Source organism: Ideonella sp. FW305-24, assembly GCF_058788035.1.
The window spans coordinates 391,554-408,641 of the sequence record NZ_JBYTAI010000004.1 but is presented as its reverse complement, the minus strand read 5'-3'; the positions used below and the strand labels follow the sequence as shown (position 1 = coordinate 408,641).

General features: G+C 69.1%; 12 protein-coding genes. 6 read left to right on the top strand and 6 right to left on the bottom strand.

The window, feature by feature from the left end; all coding sequences use genetic code 11:
- The first annotated feature begins 32 nt into the window (after nt 1–32).
- The gene (locus AC3WR5_RS13770; RefSeq protein WP_492485216.1) at nt 33–719 is read left to right on the top strand and encodes a hypothetical protein; all 687 of its coding nucleotides are present in this window, start codon (nt 33–35) and stop codon (nt 717–719) included.
- An 18-nt stretch (nt 720–737) separates the two neighbouring features.
- On the opposite strand, the gene AC3WR5_RS13765 is transcribed toward AC3WR5_RS13770, so the two are convergent.
- Together AC3WR5_RS13765 and AC3WR5_RS13760 are read right to left on the bottom strand one after the other, a co-directional pair.
- The gene (locus AC3WR5_RS13765; protein ID WP_492485214.1) at nt 738–1,523 is read right to left on the bottom strand and encodes an aldolase; all 786 of its coding nucleotides are present in this window, start codon (nt 1,521–1,523) and stop codon (nt 738–740) included.
- Nucleotides 1,524–1,540: 17 nt separating this feature from the next.
- A complete protein-coding gene (locus AC3WR5_RS13760; RefSeq protein WP_492485212.1) occupies nt 1,541–2,242 on the bottom strand; it encodes a haloacid dehalogenase type II in 702 nt (233 codons plus the stop codon).
- Nucleotides 2,243–2,378: 136 nt separating this feature from the next.
- Between AC3WR5_RS13760 and AC3WR5_RS13755 the strand changes: the two genes are divergently transcribed.
- The gene (locus tag AC3WR5_RS13755; RefSeq protein ID WP_492485210.1) at nt 2,379–3,224 is read left to right on the top strand and encodes a LysR family transcriptional regulator; all 846 of its coding nucleotides are present in this window, start codon (nt 2,379–2,381) and stop codon (nt 3,222–3,224) included.
- Between the two features lie 5 nt (nt 3,225–3,229).
- Here the strand turns inward: AC3WR5_RS13755 and AC3WR5_RS13750 are convergent, their stop codons facing one another.
- Together AC3WR5_RS13750 and AC3WR5_RS13745 are read right to left on the bottom strand one after the other, a co-directional pair.
- On the bottom strand, nt 3,230–6,679 hold the full coding sequence (locus AC3WR5_RS13750) for a DUF748 domain-containing protein (protein WP_492485208.1): 3,450 nt from the start codon (nt 6,677–6,679) through the stop codon (nt 3,230–3,232).
- Nucleotides 6,680–6,739: 60 nt separating this feature from the next.
- Nucleotides 6,740–7,795, bottom strand: coding sequence for a hypothetical protein (locus AC3WR5_RS13745; RefSeq protein ID WP_492485206.1), 1,056 nt, complete (start codon nt 7,793–7,795; stop codon nt 6,740–6,742).
- Between the two features lie 339 nt (nt 7,796–8,134).
- Between AC3WR5_RS13745 and AC3WR5_RS13740 the strand changes: the two genes are divergently transcribed.
- Nucleotides 8,135–11,443 carry a carboxypeptidase regulatory-like domain-containing protein gene (locus AC3WR5_RS13740; protein WP_492485204.1) on the top strand — a complete coding sequence of 1,103 codons (3,309 nt, stop codon included), beginning with the start codon at nt 8,135–8,137 and terminating at the stop codon, nt 11,441–11,443.
- Nucleotides 11,444–11,539: 96 nt separating this feature from the next.
- On the opposite strand, the gene AC3WR5_RS13735 is transcribed toward AC3WR5_RS13740, so the two are convergent.
- Nucleotides 11,540–12,775 carry an MFS transporter gene (locus AC3WR5_RS13735; RefSeq protein WP_492485202.1) on the bottom strand — a complete coding sequence of 412 codons (1,236 nt, stop codon included), beginning with the start codon at nt 12,773–12,775 and terminating at the stop codon, nt 11,540–11,542.
- A 79-nt stretch (nt 12,776–12,854) separates the two neighbouring features.
- Here AC3WR5_RS13735 and AC3WR5_RS13730 point away from each other — a divergent pair, with 79 nt between their 5' ends.
- From AC3WR5_RS13730 to AC3WR5_RS13720, 3 genes are all read left to right on the top strand, one after another.
- A complete protein-coding gene (locus AC3WR5_RS13730; protein ID WP_492485200.1) occupies nt 12,855–13,862 on the top strand; it encodes an AraC family transcriptional regulator in 1,008 nt (335 codons plus the stop codon).
- Between the two features lie 126 nt (nt 13,863–13,988).
- The gene (locus AC3WR5_RS13725; protein ID WP_492485198.1) at nt 13,989–15,104 is read left to right on the top strand and encodes an SMP-30/gluconolactonase/LRE family protein; all 1,116 of its coding nucleotides are present in this window, start codon (nt 13,989–13,991) and stop codon (nt 15,102–15,104) included.
- Nucleotides 15,105–15,215: 111 nt separating this feature from the next.
- On the top strand, nt 15,216–15,590 hold the full coding sequence (locus AC3WR5_RS13720; RefSeq protein ID WP_141289528.1) for a GFA family protein: 375 nt from the start codon (nt 15,216–15,218) through the stop codon (nt 15,588–15,590).
- A gap of 54 nt (nt 15,591–15,644) precedes the next feature.
- On the opposite strand, the gene AC3WR5_RS13715 is transcribed toward AC3WR5_RS13720, so the two are convergent.
- On the bottom strand, nt 15,645–17,069 hold the full coding sequence (locus AC3WR5_RS13715; RefSeq protein ID WP_492485196.1) for a C13 family peptidase: 1,425 nt from the start codon (nt 17,067–17,069) through the stop codon (nt 15,645–15,647).
- Between the last annotated feature and the right edge of the window lie 19 nt (nt 17,070–17,088).

The window sequence follows — 17,088 nt, the reverse complement described above, 5'->3', positions numbered from 1 at the left end:
CCCGCTTTCCGTCATCCGACAAAGGTTTTCCCATGCGAATCCCGCAAACCCTGACAGCGCTGCTGTCGCTGCTCGCGCTCGCCGCCGCGACCACAGCCACCTCGGCCAGCGCCGAGCCCATCATCCGCCGAGTCGGTCCCGCACAGTCGGTCGCACCGACAGCGGATGCGAAGTCCCAGGCCAAGGCCAACACCCAGGTCCTGTACTCGACGATCACGTCGAACGTCGCGATGTACCAGGCCGACGCCGGGCTGAGCATCGCCGGTGACAGCGCGAGCGATCCGCTGCAGAACGCCGCGGTGCCGTTCACGCCCACCCTGAACGCCAACCTGACCAAGATGGTGCTGCCGGTGGCGCTGGGCGCCGGCAACCGCAGCACGCTGAACGTCGTGGTGTATGCCGACGCGAATGGCGTGCCGGGCGCGCCGCTGTTCACCTGGACCGATGTGACGCCTTTCGACTGGAAGACCGAGAAGGGCGCGATCTACCCCTGCTGCAGTTATGTGCAGGTCACCACGGCCGAGACCATCGCACTGACGGCAGGCGTGCAGTACTGGGTCGGCACGGTCACCACGGCAGGCAGCGACGTCAGCGCCATCTGGCTGAACAACGCCAACGGCACGACCGGCGGCTACGCCACCTACGGCACCAGCGGCAGCTGGATCAAGGCCGCCTCGGCCACGCTGCCGGCGCTGTCGGTCTACGGCGTGGCCCGCTGAAGCCGCAGGGCGCTGAACTCAGCGCTCGAACGGATTGCCCGCCGCACGCAGCCGGCGCAAGCCGCTGGCCAGGTGCGCGCGGGCACTGTCGGCATCGCCCAGCCGCATCTGCGCTGCAGTGCGCTGGGCGATCTCGCCTGGAATGAGCTGAAGCGGCTCGCCGGTGCTCATCGCCAGCAGTTGCACCTGGGCAGCACGCTCCAGGTAGTAAAGGTCGTCCCAGGCCTCTGCCACGCTGGCGCCGCAGACCAACACGCCGTGGTTCTTCAGGAACACGATGTCGGCAGTGCCGATGGCTTTGGCAATGCGGTCGCCCTCGGTGTTGTCCAGCGCCAGGCCGTTGTAGTGCGGGTCCACGGCGGTGCGGCCCAGGAACTTCAACGCGGTCTGGCCGGCCCAGCGCAGCGGCTCGCCCTGCAGCATGCTCAGGGCAGTGGCATGCGGCATGTGGGTGTGAAACGCCGCACGGATGCGTGGCTGCTGGCGATGCAGCCGGGCGTGGATGTAGAAGGCCGTGGCCTCGGGCTGCCCTTGGCCGGCCAGCACCTGCCCGTCCACATGGCAGATCAGCAGGCTGGAAGCGGTGACCTCGGCAAAGGCCAAGCCATAGGGATTGACCAGGAACAGCGTGTCACTGCCCGGCAGCAAGGCTGAGAAGTGATTGCAGATGCCCTCCTCCAGCCCGTGCTGAGCGGCCAGCTGGAAACAGGCGGCCAGTTCGATGCGGGCCTGGTGGATCGCTTCGTTGTCCAGCTCGGGCAGTTCGGCAGACGGGGCGACGGATGCGGCAAGGATGTGGGCCATGGCGAGATGATGCCTGTTCACCAGCCCGCCGCTGCCAGCAATTCCGGCACGCCCGCCAGCGTGGGCAGCGTCGCGTCAGGCGCGTAGTCGGGCAGCAGCCGGCGGCCGGTGCCGCGGTCGATCCACACGCAGCGGAAACCGACGTCCCGTGCCGCCGCATGGTCCAGGTGCGGGCTGGCGCAGATGTGCAGCACCTCGTCCTTCGTCACGCCCAGCGCCTCATGCGCATGGTCGAACAGCCGGCGGTTGGGCTTGTAGGCGCCCGCCTGCTGCGCGGTGATGACGCGGTCGATGTGGCCGCCCAGCTGCGCCACGTTGCCGGCAATGATGTCGTCGTCGGTGTTGGAGACGATGCACAGCCGCCAGCCCGCCGCCTTCAGCCGCGCCAGCGTGGTCACCACCTCGGGAAACGGCGGCATCGCCGAGATGCGTTTGGCCAGCGAGGCCATGTCACCGTCGCCCACCGGCAGGCCCAGCTCGCGCAAGGCCATCTGCAAGCCCTGGCCGGCCACCTCGCGGAACGAGCGGTGCGGCGGCGTCTGCTCCAGCGCGTGCTCGTGGTGGTCATACACCTGGATCAGTTTTTCGGGCGAGACATGGTCCGCCTGCTTGGCGGCCAGCAGCTCGCGCACGGCCGCCTGCAGGCCCTCGTCCCACTGGATGAGGGTGCCGTAGCAGTCGAAGGTGAGCCAGCGGGGACGGGAGCCGGAGAGGGACATGGCGATGGGCTTTCTGCAGTGCAAGACAAGGAATGGGTGGCATCGTAGGCAGCCATCCTGTAATTTGGAAATTCGATTTGATGTAACACATCAGTTGAATGTCTAATGACACCTTCAAAGTGGAAGGAGTGCCGAGGTGCTGGACCTGGAGTTGCTGCAGACCCTCGTCTGCGTGGTGGACGAGCGCAGCTTCACGCGGGCTGGAGAGCGGGTGCACCGCACCCAGTCCACCGTCAGCCAGCAGATCCGCAAGCTGGAAGAGCGCGTGGGCCGGCCGCTGCTGCTGCGCGACCGCACCGGCACGCAGATCACGCCCACCGCCCAGGGCGAGTTGCTGACGAACTACGCCCGCCGCCTGCTGGCACTGGCCCAGGAGGCCGAGGACGTGTTCGCGAGCGAAGGAGCCGTGCTGCCGGTGCGCGTGGGCGTGCCGGAAGATTTCGACGCGCGCCGCATGTCCGCCCTGCTCTCCGGCTTCAGCGCGCAGCAGCCCGGCCTGCGCCTGGCAACCATCAGCGGCATGAGCACGGACCTGAAACACAAACTCGCGCAGGGGGAGCTGGATCTGGCACTGGTCAAGCGCTCACCCGGCGAAGGCGAATGCCTGGCCGCCTGGCCTGAAACCCTGGTCTGGGTGCAAGGCCAGGGCTTTGCGCTGCCGCCCGGCGAGCCCATCCCGCTGGCGCTGTTCCCGCAAGGTTGCGTCTACCGCCAGCGCGCGTTGCGCGGCCTGGACAAGGCGCGCCGCCGCTGGCGCCAGGCCTTCGGCAGCCACAGCCTCACCGGCATCCAGGCCGTAGTCGCCTCGGGCCTGGCGATCAGCGTTTTGCCCACCACCGCGCTGCTGCCCGAGCACCAGCGCTGCGAAGGCTTGCCGGAACTGGCGCCCACCGAATTGGCGCTGGTGGCCGCCTCAGGTGCGGCGCTGACCGCGCCGCAGCGGGCCCTGGTCGATCACCTGCAGCAGGCGCTGGGCGTGTAGCAGGTTCAACGGGCTGCGGCAGATGGCGCGGCCTCCGCCACAGGGCTGGCCTTGACGCTCAGTCCCAATGCCACTTGCGGCGATGCATCTGCGCCCAGTCGCCTGGGCGCATCCACCAGCAGGTGGTCCAGCGAGACGTGGCGTGAAACCAGCCGACTGCTGACGGCCTCGGCGCGCGCCGCGGCCAATGCGGTGAGCTGGTCCTCGGTGACGGCGCTCTGCGCCATCAATTGCTGCTGCAGCGCGGCATGCAGCGGGAACTCGGGCGGCTTGGCCTCCGCGGTCTTGGCGGGCTCGACCGGCTTGGCACCGCCAGCCTTGATCTGCTGTCGCAAGGCCTCCAGGGCGGGCCCGCCCAGGCGCTGGGTGTAGATCGCTTCCAGTGCCTGGCGGACCTCGGGCTGGGTGAGGTTCACGGCGCCTGGCAGTTCGCCGGGGGCCACTTCCTGCTTGCGCTGGGCCGCCACGGCCTGGCGCAGCCAGAGGTCCTGCAGCGCGGCGGTGTCGGCCTGCAGGCTGTAGCCTGCGCTGATCTTCACGGCCAGGCCCGGGCGCTTGGCCAGGGCCTGGGCGAGCTGGTCCAGCTTCTCGCGCTCGGGCGGCGGCAGCTCGGCGTGGCCGGGGTCGAAGGCGATGCGGGGTGCGGCTTCGTCGTCGCCGCCGCCGAACAACGCGCCGATGGCGCGGAACGGCGCGGTGACGACCTTGGTCAGCACGTTGACGATGGCCTTCCAGACGATGCCGCCGTAGCTGAACTGCGGGTCGTCCAGGCTGCCGGAAATGGGCAGGCCCAGGTCGATGCGGCCGTCGCTGTCCTGCAGCAGCGCCAGTGCCAGGTCCAGCGGCAGGTTCACGGCGGTCGGGCTGTCGACCTTCTCGCCCAAGGTGAGCTTGTCCATCACGACCTGGTTCTCGCCCCTGAGCTGGCGCTTGGCTATCTTGTACGCCAGGTCCAGCGACAGCTTGCCCGAGGCGATGCGCCGGCCGGCAAAGGTCGCGGTGTAAGGCGTGAGCGAAGTCATCTCGACGTTCTTGAAGACCACGCCGATGTCCATCGCATTCGTCGGGTTGCCCAGCTCGACCTGGCCGGCCGCGCGGGCCAGGCCGTATTCGTCGACCTGCCCGCCCAGCTCGATCTGCGCCGAGCGGCCGGGCCGCGTGGACAGCCCCGCCAGCTGGCCTTGCAGGCCGTGGATGCGCGCGGCAAACGGCAGCGCCAGCGACAGGTCCGCAAAGTCCAGCTCGCTGTCGCGCACCCGCACGCGGCTCACGTCGACCAGGAAGGCCGGCGCAGCGGCGGGACTCGCCACCTTGGTGGCGGCCACGGCGCTGGCCGACGAAGCGGCGGGTGCCGCAGCCGCCACGGCCTGCGGCCGCAAGACCTTGGTCAGGTTGATCGAGCGATCCTTGAAGATCACCAGCTTGGTGTTCAGGCCGTCCAGGTCCACGTCACCGGCTTCCAGCGACTGCGGCGTGACGACCAGGCGCGGTGCGTTCAGTTGGCGCCAGGCCAGGAAACGCTCGCCGCTGACGGTCTCGTCAATGCGCAGCTCGCGCAGCGCCAGCTTGCCTTCATACCGCGGCTGGCCTTGCGAGAGGCGCAGCCGGCCTTCGGCATCGAGCAGCCCGCCCAGCAGCGTGAGCGCCGCCTGCTGGGCCAGGTAAGGCTTGGCAGGGGCCAGCGCCAGCCCGCGCAGCGACACGCGCAGGTCTGCCGCCTGGCTCGCGGGCTGCGCCTGCCCGTTGATGCTGAGGCGCCCGCCGTTGCCCTGCACCGCCAGCGCGAGTTGCACCGGCAGCCTGGCCTTGGGATCGTCGCTCAATTGCTCGACCTGGCCCTGGATGCCCTCCAGCACCAGCGGCTGGGTACCGGCCACCGCATCGTCGCGCAGCGTGGCCTGCCAATCGCTCGCGGCCACCTGGTCAATGCGGTAGTGCCAAGCCGGCGCACTGGCCGCTGGTGCTGGTGCGGCCACCGCAGCCTTGGCCGCCGCAGGCCTGAAGGCCGTGAGAAGGGAAAGCTCGCCCTGCGCATCACGCAGGGCCACCAGCTGCCCGCCGGCAAAGGCCACCCGGCCGATGCCCAGCGTGCGCTCGGCCAAATCCAGCTGTCCATCGCTCAGCGTGGCACCGGCCAGCTTGAACCAGGGCTCGGCAGCACCCGAGCGCAGCGCCAGCTCGCGGGCCGAGAGCTGCAGGCCTTGCAGCTTGAACTGGCCATCGCCGGCAGTGCTGGCCTCGGCCTGGAAGCCCAGCTTCAACTCGCCCAGCTCGGTCGTCAACGGCGTGGCCAGGCCGCGGTCTTCGAGGCGCAGGCCCAGGCCTTCAACGCTGGCCTTGGCGAGCTGGAGTGTCCATGGCTCGGCAGGTGCCGAAGCCGCAGGGGCAGGCGCCGGGGGTGCAGCGGCCGCCGGCGCGGCAGCAAACCAGTCCTGCAGGTCCAGCCGACCATCCACCGCGCGCACCAGGTGCAACGCACCTCCTTGCAGTGCCAGGCTTTCGACGCCGATGTGGCGGCTCGCCAGGTCCAGCGTACCGCCGCTCAGCGTCAACGCGCCCAGCGCCACGGCCGGCTCGGCCTGGCCAGTGCCGCGCAGCGCCACCTCGGCCAGCTTGGCATTCACCTGCGCCAGCTTCAGCGACAGCTGGCGCTGCGCATAGGCCGCTTCGTAGTGCAAGGACAGCGAAGCCAGGCCCTCGGGCGGTGCCATCTTCAGCCGCTGCTGCAGATAGGGCCAGAGCCGGCCCAGCGGCAGGCCCTGGATGGAAAACTCGCCACTGGAGACCAGTGGGTTCAGGCCGAAGCGGCCTTGCCAGTGCAGGTCGGCACCCAGGCCCAGGTGCGCGGTGACTTCGTGTTCGCCTTGCGCATTCGGCAAGGTCGAAACATCGTCGAGTTCCAGTGCCAGCGGCGCGAGCTGGGTGCTGAAACCACCTGCCACCTGCTGGTCGGAAAAGTCGATGCGGCCACCGCTGAGTGCGAGCCGCTGCACCAACAAGCGGGGCGGCTCGGCCGTTGGATCGGGTGGCGGCGCAGGCTGAGCCTTGTCGGCCAGCGCGTCCACGAACAGCTGCCAGTTCAGTCGCCCGTCGGCCAGCAGCGTCACCGCCACCGTGGGCTGCTCGATCAGCAGCTCGTTGAAGGTCCAGGCGCGGCGGAACAAGCTGCTGGCCTGGAAGTTCACGTAGAGCCGGCCCAGGCCCAGCAGCGGCTGGCCTTGCGGCGTCTTCAGCGACAGGCCTTGCAGCTCCAGCGACAAGGCCAGCGGATTGAAGTGCGCCTGCTCGATGGCCAGCGTGTAGCCGCCTCGCCCGGACAACCACTTCGGCGCCGCCCATTTCAACAAGGGCCCGACGGCCAGCCAGCCCAGCAGCAGGTACAGGGCCAACAGACCTCCGCCAAGCTGCACCCAACGGCGGCCCAGCCAGGGCCGCACTCGCATCCACCATGTCATGGCGGGCACGATAGCACCGCCATCCGCGCGGCAAGCGCACGCGTGGCGGGCTGTCGCGCGTCAGGGCAAACGCAGGAAGCCGAGGTAGGTGCTGCTGCCGGACTTCAAGCAGGTTCCGGCGACGACGCCCTGGTCATTGATGCTGCTGGGCGATGTGTAGAGCATCTTCGGCACCTTGAAGGTCGTGACCGCACCGTCTGCGGCGCGCACAAAACCGCTGGCGCCGCGCGAGGCGGTGTAGTCACCCACGATCTGGCCCGCATTGTTGATGCCCGCCACGTTCATGAGGCTGCGGGTGGCGCCCACCTTGAACAGCGTGATCTGGCCGCCTGCGCTGCGCACATAGCCTTGCGAGGACTTGGTGGCGCAGTTGAACGGGCACACCACGGTCCTGAACACGCCGGCCGCGGTGCCGGCGTTGTTCAGGCCTGCCACTTCGGTCTGCGGGATGCCGGCCGGGTCGCTCACGGTGCCAGCCTCGAAGCTGGTCAACACGCCGCTGGCCGTCTGCACGAAGCCAACGTACTTCAGCAAGGTGTTGAGGTAGAGCACCTCGAAATTGCCGGCGCTGTCGCCGCCATCGTTCAGCGCACTGGCCACCGAGCCGCTCATGCCGGCGGGCATGCTGATGCTGGTGAAGCCGCCGTTGGCGGTGGCCACGAAGCCGCGGTTGGCGAAGTCATCGTTCTGCTCGTTGCGGTAGAAGCCCGAAGTGCTGCCAAGGTTGTTGATGGCGTAGGCCACGCTGAAGGAGCCCGGCGTGACCAGGGACGTGATGACCCCCGCAGGGCTGCGCGTGAAGGCCTTCAGGCCGCCCCCGTCGGTGTAATAGCCGGCCACGGTGCCGTCGTCGCTGATGGACATCGCCGTGGTGCTCAGTCCATTGACGTCGAACCCGGTGATCTCGCCGGACGCGCTGCGCACGAAGCCGCGCGACTGGCCGCCGCTCGAGGTGTACGAGCCGGCGACCACGCCGCTGTTGTTGATCTTGGCCACCGAGAAGCTGGTGGCGCCCGGCACCTGGAACGTGACGAAGCTCTCGGCTGCGGCAGGCAATGCGGTAGCGAGCAGCGCGACGCTCAGCAGCGCGGAAGAGAACGTGAAGGGAATCGACATGACGAGCCTCTCTGACTTTGGTTGTAAGACGTGTGCAGCGCGGTGTCTCCGCCGCGCTGGCCATCGCTGGCGAGCGCGACGGTAGCAGCGCCTGGGTGTCCGCCGCACAACTCAAATTAGGGGAGGCATGGTGCGTTCTCGATCAACGGTCGCAGCCACTGGCTTACCGGATGAGCCTGCCACCGCAGGTGCCGTGCTGGCCGGCTTTGCTTCGCCGCTGTCGCGTCGTCGCCCGGCAAATGAATGGCCGTGGTTTGGCCGCCTTCTCTGCCGCTCACGCGAGGGTCGGGCCACTAACGTTCACCGCTCAAAGCGGCGTGTGCCGTCAAGAGGGAATACATGATCTCGAACTGGATTTACCGGCTTGCGGTGTCGCTGGGCGCTTGTGCCGCGCTGACCCTGACGGCCTGCGGCAGCGACGACACCGCGTCGACCTCGCCGCCTCCTGCCGTGGCCAAGGCCGGCACCGTCAGCGGCGTGCTGGTCGATGCCAGCAGCGGCCTGGTGCTGCCGGGCGTCACGGTGCAAAGCGCAGACCGCAGCGCCACCACGGCCGACGACGGGCACTACCAGCTCACGCAGGTGCCGGAATCGGCCGCTGCCTCGGTCCGCTTCACCCGCACCGGCTATGCACCCAGCGTGGCCGTGGTTGCCGTGGCCGACCAGACGACGGTGTCGCTCGACGCGCGCCTGACGCCGATCGACACCAGCGCGGCAGTGGACGCCTCGCAGCCAGCGACCGTCGCCTCGACCGTGTCTCCCGCCCAGGTCAGCCTGCAGGCGGCCAGCCTCACCGCTGTCGATGGCACCACTTTCACCGGCACCGCCACGGTCTCGGTCACGGCCATCGACGGCGGTGCGAACGCCGCCAACCTGCCGGGCACTTTCGTGGCCGCCGCCGTGGGCAGCGACCCCGCGCGCACGCTCGAAAGCCTGGGCGCCGTGAGCGTGAACCTGAGCGACGCTGCCGGCCAGCCGCTGCAGCTCGCCGCGGGCAAGCCAGCGGAACTGCGCATACCCGCCGTGGTAGGCAACACGCCCCCGGCCAATGCCGCGCTGTTCTACTTCAACGAGGCCACCGGCCTGTGGGTGGAAGAAGGCGCGGCCGTGCTGGTGGGTGACGCGCCGAACCAGTATTACCAGGGCACCGTTTCGCACTTCACCTACTGGATGGTGGCGCGCGCGGTGACCACCGTGGCCGTCACAGGCTGCGTGCAGGACGGCTCTGGCGCACGCCTGGCCGGCGCCAACGTGGTGGCCGGCGGCATCGACTACGTCGGCCGCACCACCGCCGTGACCGCCGCGGACGGCAGCTTCAGCCTCAGCGTGCGCAACGGCGGCCTGGCCTTGCTCACCGCCGACAGCAGCGCGGGCAGCTCCGACGGCCTGCGGGTCGGCCCCTCGGCCTCGGCCATCAACCTCGAAAACTGCCTGGTCGTCTCCAGCACTGTTGCACTGCCGACGCTGGTGCAATCGCCCTCGGCCCAGTCTGCCCAGCAGGCCGGCTTTGCGGTGTTCGACGTGGTGGCTGCCGGCCAGGGCCCGCTGCGCTACCAGTGGCTCAAGAATGGCGCGGCAATTGCCGGCGCCACCGGGCCGCACCTGCTGGTGAGCAACCTGCAGGCCAGCGACAATGGCGCGGCCTTCCGCGTGGCCGTGACCAATGCCGCCGGCACCGTGACCAGCGAGCCCGCCAGCCTGACGGTGACGCCGGTGGATTCGGGCACCGGCACCCCGCCGGTGACACCGCAGCCTCCGGTTGAAACGCCCACCCTGAGCATCTCGGCCCAGCCGGCCAGCGCCAGCGTGGCCATTGGCCAGACTGCCAGCTTCAGCGTCACCGCGGCCGGTGCCTCGGACCTGAGCTATCAATGGCGCCGCAACGGCGTGGCCATCGACGGTGCCACCGCTGCGAGCTACCAGACCGGTGCCGTGGCCTACGCCAACAACGGCGAGGTCTACTCGGTGCTGGTTTCCGGCGGCGGCACTTCGCTGGCCAGCGCATCGGCCAGCTTGAGCGTGGTGCTGCAGGTGGCCGCCAGCGGTGGCCACATCCTGGCCTCGATCGACAACTACGCGGCCTCAACCGTCCTGCATTTCGCCGACACCAACCGCAGCCGCACACCGGCGGCCATCGTGGCTGTCAGCACCGACACGCCGACGGCAGCCGCCCTGGCCATCGAGCCCGCCACCGGCGCCTACCCGCTGACCAACTACCAGCACAGCATCGAGTACAGCCTGAAGGACGGCAAGGTCAGCGCGCTGCGCAAGCGCTTCGACTTCTATGCCAAGAACGACCACTACTACGTGATCGATCACCTGGGCGCGACGGACGGCAGCGTCAGCTCGCGCCAGCTGTCCACGCTGGCCACGCAAGAGGTCTGCTCGCTGCAGTACATCACGCCGCAAGGCCAGGATGCAGCGGTGCCGTCCAGGGGCTGGCTGTTCATGCCGACGCCGGCTGCGGACGGCAAATGCCGCACCGCCGCGACGACGGAGAGCGCCAAGGCCGTGCGCATGGACATGAGCGCCACCGATGCGCCCGTCGCCATCGGCAAGCCCATGGCCCGAGTGTCGGATGCCTCCGGCGCCTTCCTCGGCCTGGTCGTGCTCGAAGGCAACCAGATCAGGCTGCTGGACGCCGACCTGAAGCCCAAGGCGGACCTCTACACCATTGCCGGTGACGGCAGCTTCCGCTACCGCGACACCATGCCGGCCCAGCCGGACCTGTGGCTGTTCAGCGATGTCGGCCAGGTGTGGGCGGTCAACCTGAAGAAGCCGTCCGTGCGGGTGCCGGTGACCACGCTGTCGTCCGGCGAGTTCATCACGCGCAATGCCAGCGACGGCACCACGGCCTACATCGGCATCACCGATGGCGTCACCACGCGCATCGTGAGCTTCAACGCCGACCTGAGCACCAGCACGCTGGCGACGATGAGCGGCCGCCTGACGCAGCTGCGCCTGACGCCGACCACGGTCGCCGCGGTGGTGCTGTCCACACCCGCCACCGACGACTACCTGTCCACCGCCGCGGGCCAGCTGGTCAGCGTGGCCAAGGCCAGCGGCGCCGTCACCGTGCTGCGCGCCTTGTCCGGTGGCGAGACGCAGGGCTACATGGTCGCCTCGGCCGAAACGCTGTACATGCCGCTCTACAGCAACGACTTCGCGACGGCGAACACGCTGGTCGTCGGCTCGGATGGCAGCAGCCCCGAAGTGCTGCCCTTCACCGACACCTACGACGAGATCGCCCCGGCGCTGGGCACGCCGGCCGAAGTCTTCGGCTCGAACGTGGGAGCGGTGATGCTGGTGCAAGGCCCCAACCAGGGCAGCACCGCCGCACCGCGCGTCCTCGTCGCCCAGGGTGCCACGCGCACGCTGACAAGCTATGCGGACCCGGCGCCGAACGACCCCGCCTGGTCGATGGAGCCCAACGCCTTCGACCGCGCCCTGCAACTCGGCCAGCCCGCCGTGCTGGTCCGCAGCAGCAACACCAGCACCGACCTGTACGCCTACCGCAGCGGCACCGCCGGCCTGACCAAGGTTGGCAGCACCGCCACCCCGCTGAAGATCCGCCCCGCAACGCGCAGCACCGCCAGCGCAGCCGCGCAGCGCAAAACCCAGGCCCGCACGCGGCTGGGTGCACAGTGAACTGAAGCGGGGGCTGGCCACCGCCCCTGCATCCACCTGAAGGCCCCCATCGCAAACGCCCCGCCGTCATCGGCGGGGCGTTTTTCATGGATGGCTTCAAGCGGGTGCCGGCACCACCCGCGGTCCCCAGCGCCAGGTGAGCAAGGTGCCCAGCGCGACGGCGACCACGGCGAAGGCCGGCGCGCCCAGCGCGCCCACATGGTCCACCAGCAAGCCGCCTCCGATGGCGCCCGACGCGATGGCGATCTGAAAAGCGGCCACGATCAGGCCGCCTGCCGCCTCAGCCTGGTCCGGCGCGGCGCGCACGATCCAGGTCTGGAAGCCGACCGGGAAGGCGCCGAAGGCAAAGCCCCACAGGCTGACGGCGACGGCGGTGACGACAGGCGAGCTGCCGGCCACCAGCAGGCTCGCGGCCAGCAGCACGATCAGCGCACCGCCTGCCGCGATCGCGTGGCGCTCGCTGCGCCCGGCCAGCCAGCCACCCGCGAAGTTGCCGAAGAAGCCGCCAATGCCATAGCCCAGCAGCACGGCCGAGATCGCCTCCACCGGCAGCCGCGTCACCTGCTCCATCACGGCGCGGATGTAGGTGAAACCGGCGAAGTGGCCCGAGATCACCAGCAGCACCGCCAGCAATGCAAAGCGCACGGCCGGCCGCGTGAACAGCTCGCCCATGGCCCGCAGGCTGGACTCGCCATGCGGCGGCAGGGCCGGCAGCGTGATCAGCTGCACTGCAAACGCCAGCACGCCAACCGCCCCGGCCGCGACGAAGGCGCTGCGCCAGCCCCACAGCTCGCCCATCCATGCGCCCACCGGCGCCGCGCACACCGTGGCGATGGACACGCCGGTCAACACCAAGGACATGGCGCGCGGAAACAGCGGCGCTGGCACCAGCCGCATGGTCAGCGCCGCGGCCATGGACCAGAAGCCGCCCAGGGCAATGCCCAGCACCACCCGCCCGGCCAGCAGCACGCCCAGCGATTGCGCGGTGGACGCCAGCACGTTGGACAGCAGCAGCAAGGCAGTGAGCGCCAGCAGCACCCAACGGCGGTCCAGGCGCCGCGTCAGCAGCGGCACGGCCGGTGCGGCCACGGCGCCGACCAGCGCGGTGGCCGTGACCGCCTGCCCGGCAGCGCCAACCGAGACATGCAGGTCGGCCGCCATCGCGGTGAGCAGGCTGGCAGGGAGGAACTCGGCGGTGACCAGGCCGAACACGCCCAGCGAGAGCGAAGCCACGGCAGGCCAGCGTGCGGCGTCTTGTTCGGGTGCTGCGGGGGGCGCGGCGGGAAGCTCGCTGGCGGCAGCCAGGCACGCGGAGCAGGAATTGGATGACACGGAATGCGAAGCCTTGTGGGTCCTGAGGTTGATCAGCTTAGGCCTAGCATCCAGTGCTTTCCATGCCGGAACAGCCCAAATGCTTGACCGTTTCTCCAGCCCGCCCACCGCCACGGCCGCCGCGGCCCTGGCCCCGACGTCCGGCCCGGACCCGCTGACGCAGATCCTGCTGGGCCTGAGGCTGGAAGGCGTGGAGTACGGCCGCTGCCTGATGCACGCCCCCTGGGCGATCTCCTTCCCGAAGCAACCCACGGCGCGCTTCCACTTCGTCGCCAGCGGCAGTTGCTGGCTGCGCGCAGGGGCCGAAGACTGGGTGCAGCTGAACGCTGGCGACGCAGTGCTGCTGCCGCGCGGCAGCGCCCATGTGCTGGCCAGTGCGCCCGAAGTGCAGGCCCTGGACATCGATTCGCTGGGACGCGACACGGTGGTCGACCAGCTCTACCTCGTGCGCGACGCCGCCGACGAAGCCGGGCCGCCCAGCCATGTGATGTTCTGCGGCAGCATGCAGTTCAACCTGGACCCCTTGCACCCGCTGCTGGCCATGATGCCGGACGTGATCCGCGCCGGCGACCTGGCCCAGCGCGACCCGACCGTGCCAGTGTTGCTGGAGGCGATGGAGCGCGAAGTGGCGCTGAACCGCATCGGCGCCTGTGGCATCCTGGCGCGCATGGCCGACGTGCTGGCCGCCAGCATCATCCGCGCCTGGGTCGAATGCGCCTGCAGCAACCCGACAGGCTGGATCGCCGCGCTGCGCTGCCCCGGCGTGGGCAAGGTGCTGGCCGCCATCCACACCGCGCCCGAGCGCGACTGGAGCGTGCCCGCGCTGGCCCATGTGATGGGCACCTCGCGCTCGCGCTTTGCCCAGGCCTTCAAGGACTCGGTCGGCGAAAGCCCGGCCCGCTACGTCGCCAAGATCAAGATGTTCCAGGCCCGCCGCTGGATCGCGCAGGACGGCATGCGCATCACCGTGGCCGCCGACCGGCTGGGCTACGACTCAGAAGCCTCTTTCAGCCGCGCCTTCAAGCGCGTGCTCGGCCACGCGCCCAGCCTGGCAAAGGCCTTGGCCGAGCAGCTGGACGGGCGCTGAACAAGTCATACGATGACCACCGATTCCGCCCGTCCCGCATCCGTGGAATCACGGTCATCTACCTGGTAGCCCAACGCGCACTCGACTTGTACGATGTCATAACACCAATGACATCGGAGACCTCTCATGCAAGACGACACCCGTGCAACCCTGCCCCGCCGCAGCCTGCTGCAAGCCGCGGCAGGAACCGCATTCGCCGCCGCAACCGGCAGCGCGCTGGCCCAGTCCTTCGACTTCAAGCCCAACCAGCGCTACCCGGACCCCGCCGTGATGGTGCTGGACCCGAGCTTTGCCAAGTACCGGCTCTACAGCAGCACGGTGGAGCAGATCGGCAGCGGCCTGCGCTGGGCCGAAGGGCCGGCGTATTTCCCGGAGAAGGGCTGGCTGCTGGTCAGCGACATCCCGAACAACCGGATCATGAAGTACGACGAGAAGGACGGCAGCTTCACTGTCTTCCGCAACCCGTCGAACTTCGCCAACGGCAATGTGTGTGACCGCCAGGGCCGGCTCGTCACCTGCGAGCATTCGGTGACCCGCCGCATCACCCGCACCGAGCGCGACGGCAAGGTCACCGTGCTCGCCGACAGCTTCGAAGGCAAGCGCCTGAACGCGCCCAACGACATCGTCGTCAAGTCCGACGACAGCATCTGGTTCACCGACCCGCTGTTCGGCATCAACGGCGAATGGGAAGGCAGCAAGGCCAAGCCCGAGCAGGCGACGACCAACGTCTACCGCCTGGGTACCGACGGCAAGCTCACCGCCGTGCTCACCGACTTGGTCAACCCCAACGGCCTGGCCTTCTCGCCGGACGAAAAGAAGCTCTACGTCGTCGAATGGAAGGGCACGCCGAACCGCAGCATCTGGCGCTACGACGTGGCCGCGGACGGCACGCTGAGCAACAAGTTCAAGTTCATCGACGCCGCCGACCAGGGTGCGCTGGACGGCTTCAAGGTGGACCGCGACGGCAACCTCTGGTGCGGCTGGGGCAGCAACGGCGCGCTGGCCGCCGAACCGGTCGACAACCCGCTGCTGCCGGGCCGCAAGGTCTACCCGCTGAAGGGCCGCTCGGAGGACCTGGACGGCGTGATGGTCTTCAACCCCGAGGGCAAGGCCATCGGCTTCATCCGCCTGCCCGAACGCTGCCCCAACCTGGTCTTCGGCGGCCCCAAGCGCAACCGCCTCTACATGACCAGCAGCCACTCGGTCTATGCGCTGTATGTGGAGGCGCACGGCGCGGTGTGAGTCCCTGCAGCGATCACGGCGGAGGGCACCCGCCCTCCTCGGCGCCATGGAACAAACGGCCAGCCCCCCTGTCTCATCTGCGGTGGCCCACCGACAAGAAAGGAAGCCGCCATGAACCTGCTGTCAGGACAATGCCTTTGCGGGCAGGTGCAGCTCACTGTTCGCGGTGAACCGCTTCGCGTGGGCATCTGCCACTGCATGGACTGCCGCAAGGAAAGCGGCTCGGCTTTCACCTTCTACGGCATCTGGCCCGTCCAACGCTTCGAACACGCGGGTGACACGTCCGAATTCCGAGGCCGCCACTTCTGCCCCCGCTGTGGCGCGCGGCTGTTCTCAGTGGACGACGAAGAGGCCGAGATCAAGCTCGGCATCCTGTCGCAAGCCCCCACCCCTCTGGTGCCGAGCTACGAGCTGTGGATCAAGCGCCGCGAACCGTGGCTGAGGCCGATCGACGGCGCCGAGCAGCACCTGGAAAACCGGAGGTGACGGGCGCAGGCCGGTAGGCCACTGCGCTAGCGTGCTGGCAAAGATGCGCATCGCTCAGCGCCCACCCGCCTGCTGCTTCTCCAGCTCCGCCAGCTTCTCCCGCATCCTCGCCCCCATCGCAATCTGCGGATTCGAATAGCCGTCGTCCTTGCCGGCTTCCTTCTCGCGCTGCGCAATGACCTCGCGCGCCTTCGCATGCGCCGCTTCGAACGGCATGCCGGCGCGGATGTTTTCGTCGTACATCGCGCGGCCGAAGAAGGTCAGCGGGGAGCGGCGGCCGCAGCCGTAGGAGGTGTGGTCGGCGTCGGCTGCCGTCATCACCAGCGTGTCGTCGTCGGCCAGCGGGGCGATCCAGCTGCCGGAGAAGCAGGCGGAGATCGAGATCACCGCGTGCTTGATGCCGGCTTCGTTCAGCCAGGACTTGAGGTCCTGCGGCGTCACCGAGTCCACGTCCAGCGGCCAGAACGAGGTCGCGAGTTCGCCGTCGCGGCCGCCGTGCGAGGTCAGGTGGATGAACAGCACGTCTTCGTCCACGTCCATCTGCTCGCCCGCACGCTGGATCGCGCGCTCCAGGTTGATCGGCGTGGCCCAGGGCCAGTCGGGTGTTTCCTCGCGCTGGTTGATCAGTTCCAGCGGCGCCGCGCCATAACGCTTCTGCATGACCTCGGCCACCATGTGGCTCTCGCGGCGGAACACTTCCTCGTCGGCATTCGGCGCGAAGGTGATGGCGTAGACATCGACCTTGCCGGGGTGCTGGGGCGGCACCGCGTCCAGCGCGTTCGCCAGCACATCGTCCTGCGCCTCGAAGACTTCCTGCGTGAGGCTGAACGGGGGCTCCTTGTCAGCCTCGGTCTCCGCGGGCGGGCGCTGCGGGTACCAGAAGTGCACCGGCTGGTAGAACTGCAGCAGCAGTTGCGAGCCGACCAGCAACAGCACCGCCGCAAAGCGTGAAAGCCCATTGGCCGTGCCACCCCGCCACAGCAGCCGGCCCTGCGCCGCGAAGACCCAGCCCATCCAGATCCAGCTGACCCACTGCACCAGCGCCACGGCCTGCTCGTCCTGGCTGTCCATGCCACGGATCAGCGGCACCAAGACCAGCGCGCTGCCCAACACCAGCGGCAACATCAAGGCACAGAGCAAGGCCAGCCGCGCGCCCGCCTGCCGCAGCACCTGGCCCGGCTCGGCCGCAGGGTCGCGCACCGCCAGCCAGGCCACCAGCGCAGACACCACCAGGGCCATCCACGGATTCATCAGCAGCGCCGGCCAGTAGAAGCGCGCCGGGCCGTCGATGAACAGGCGCGCCAGCCCCAGTTCCGCGCCCAGCCCGACCAGCCACAGCAGCAACAGCAGGGCCGCTGACAGCGGCAGGCCCTCGCCGTTGGCCCGCAGCAGCAAGGCCGCGCGCAGGCCTTGTGCCCACCAGGCGCCGAGTGCGCCACGGGGCAGCAAGGGCACCTTCGGCGCCACGGCAACGGGCATTGGTGCGCTTGTCTCTTCA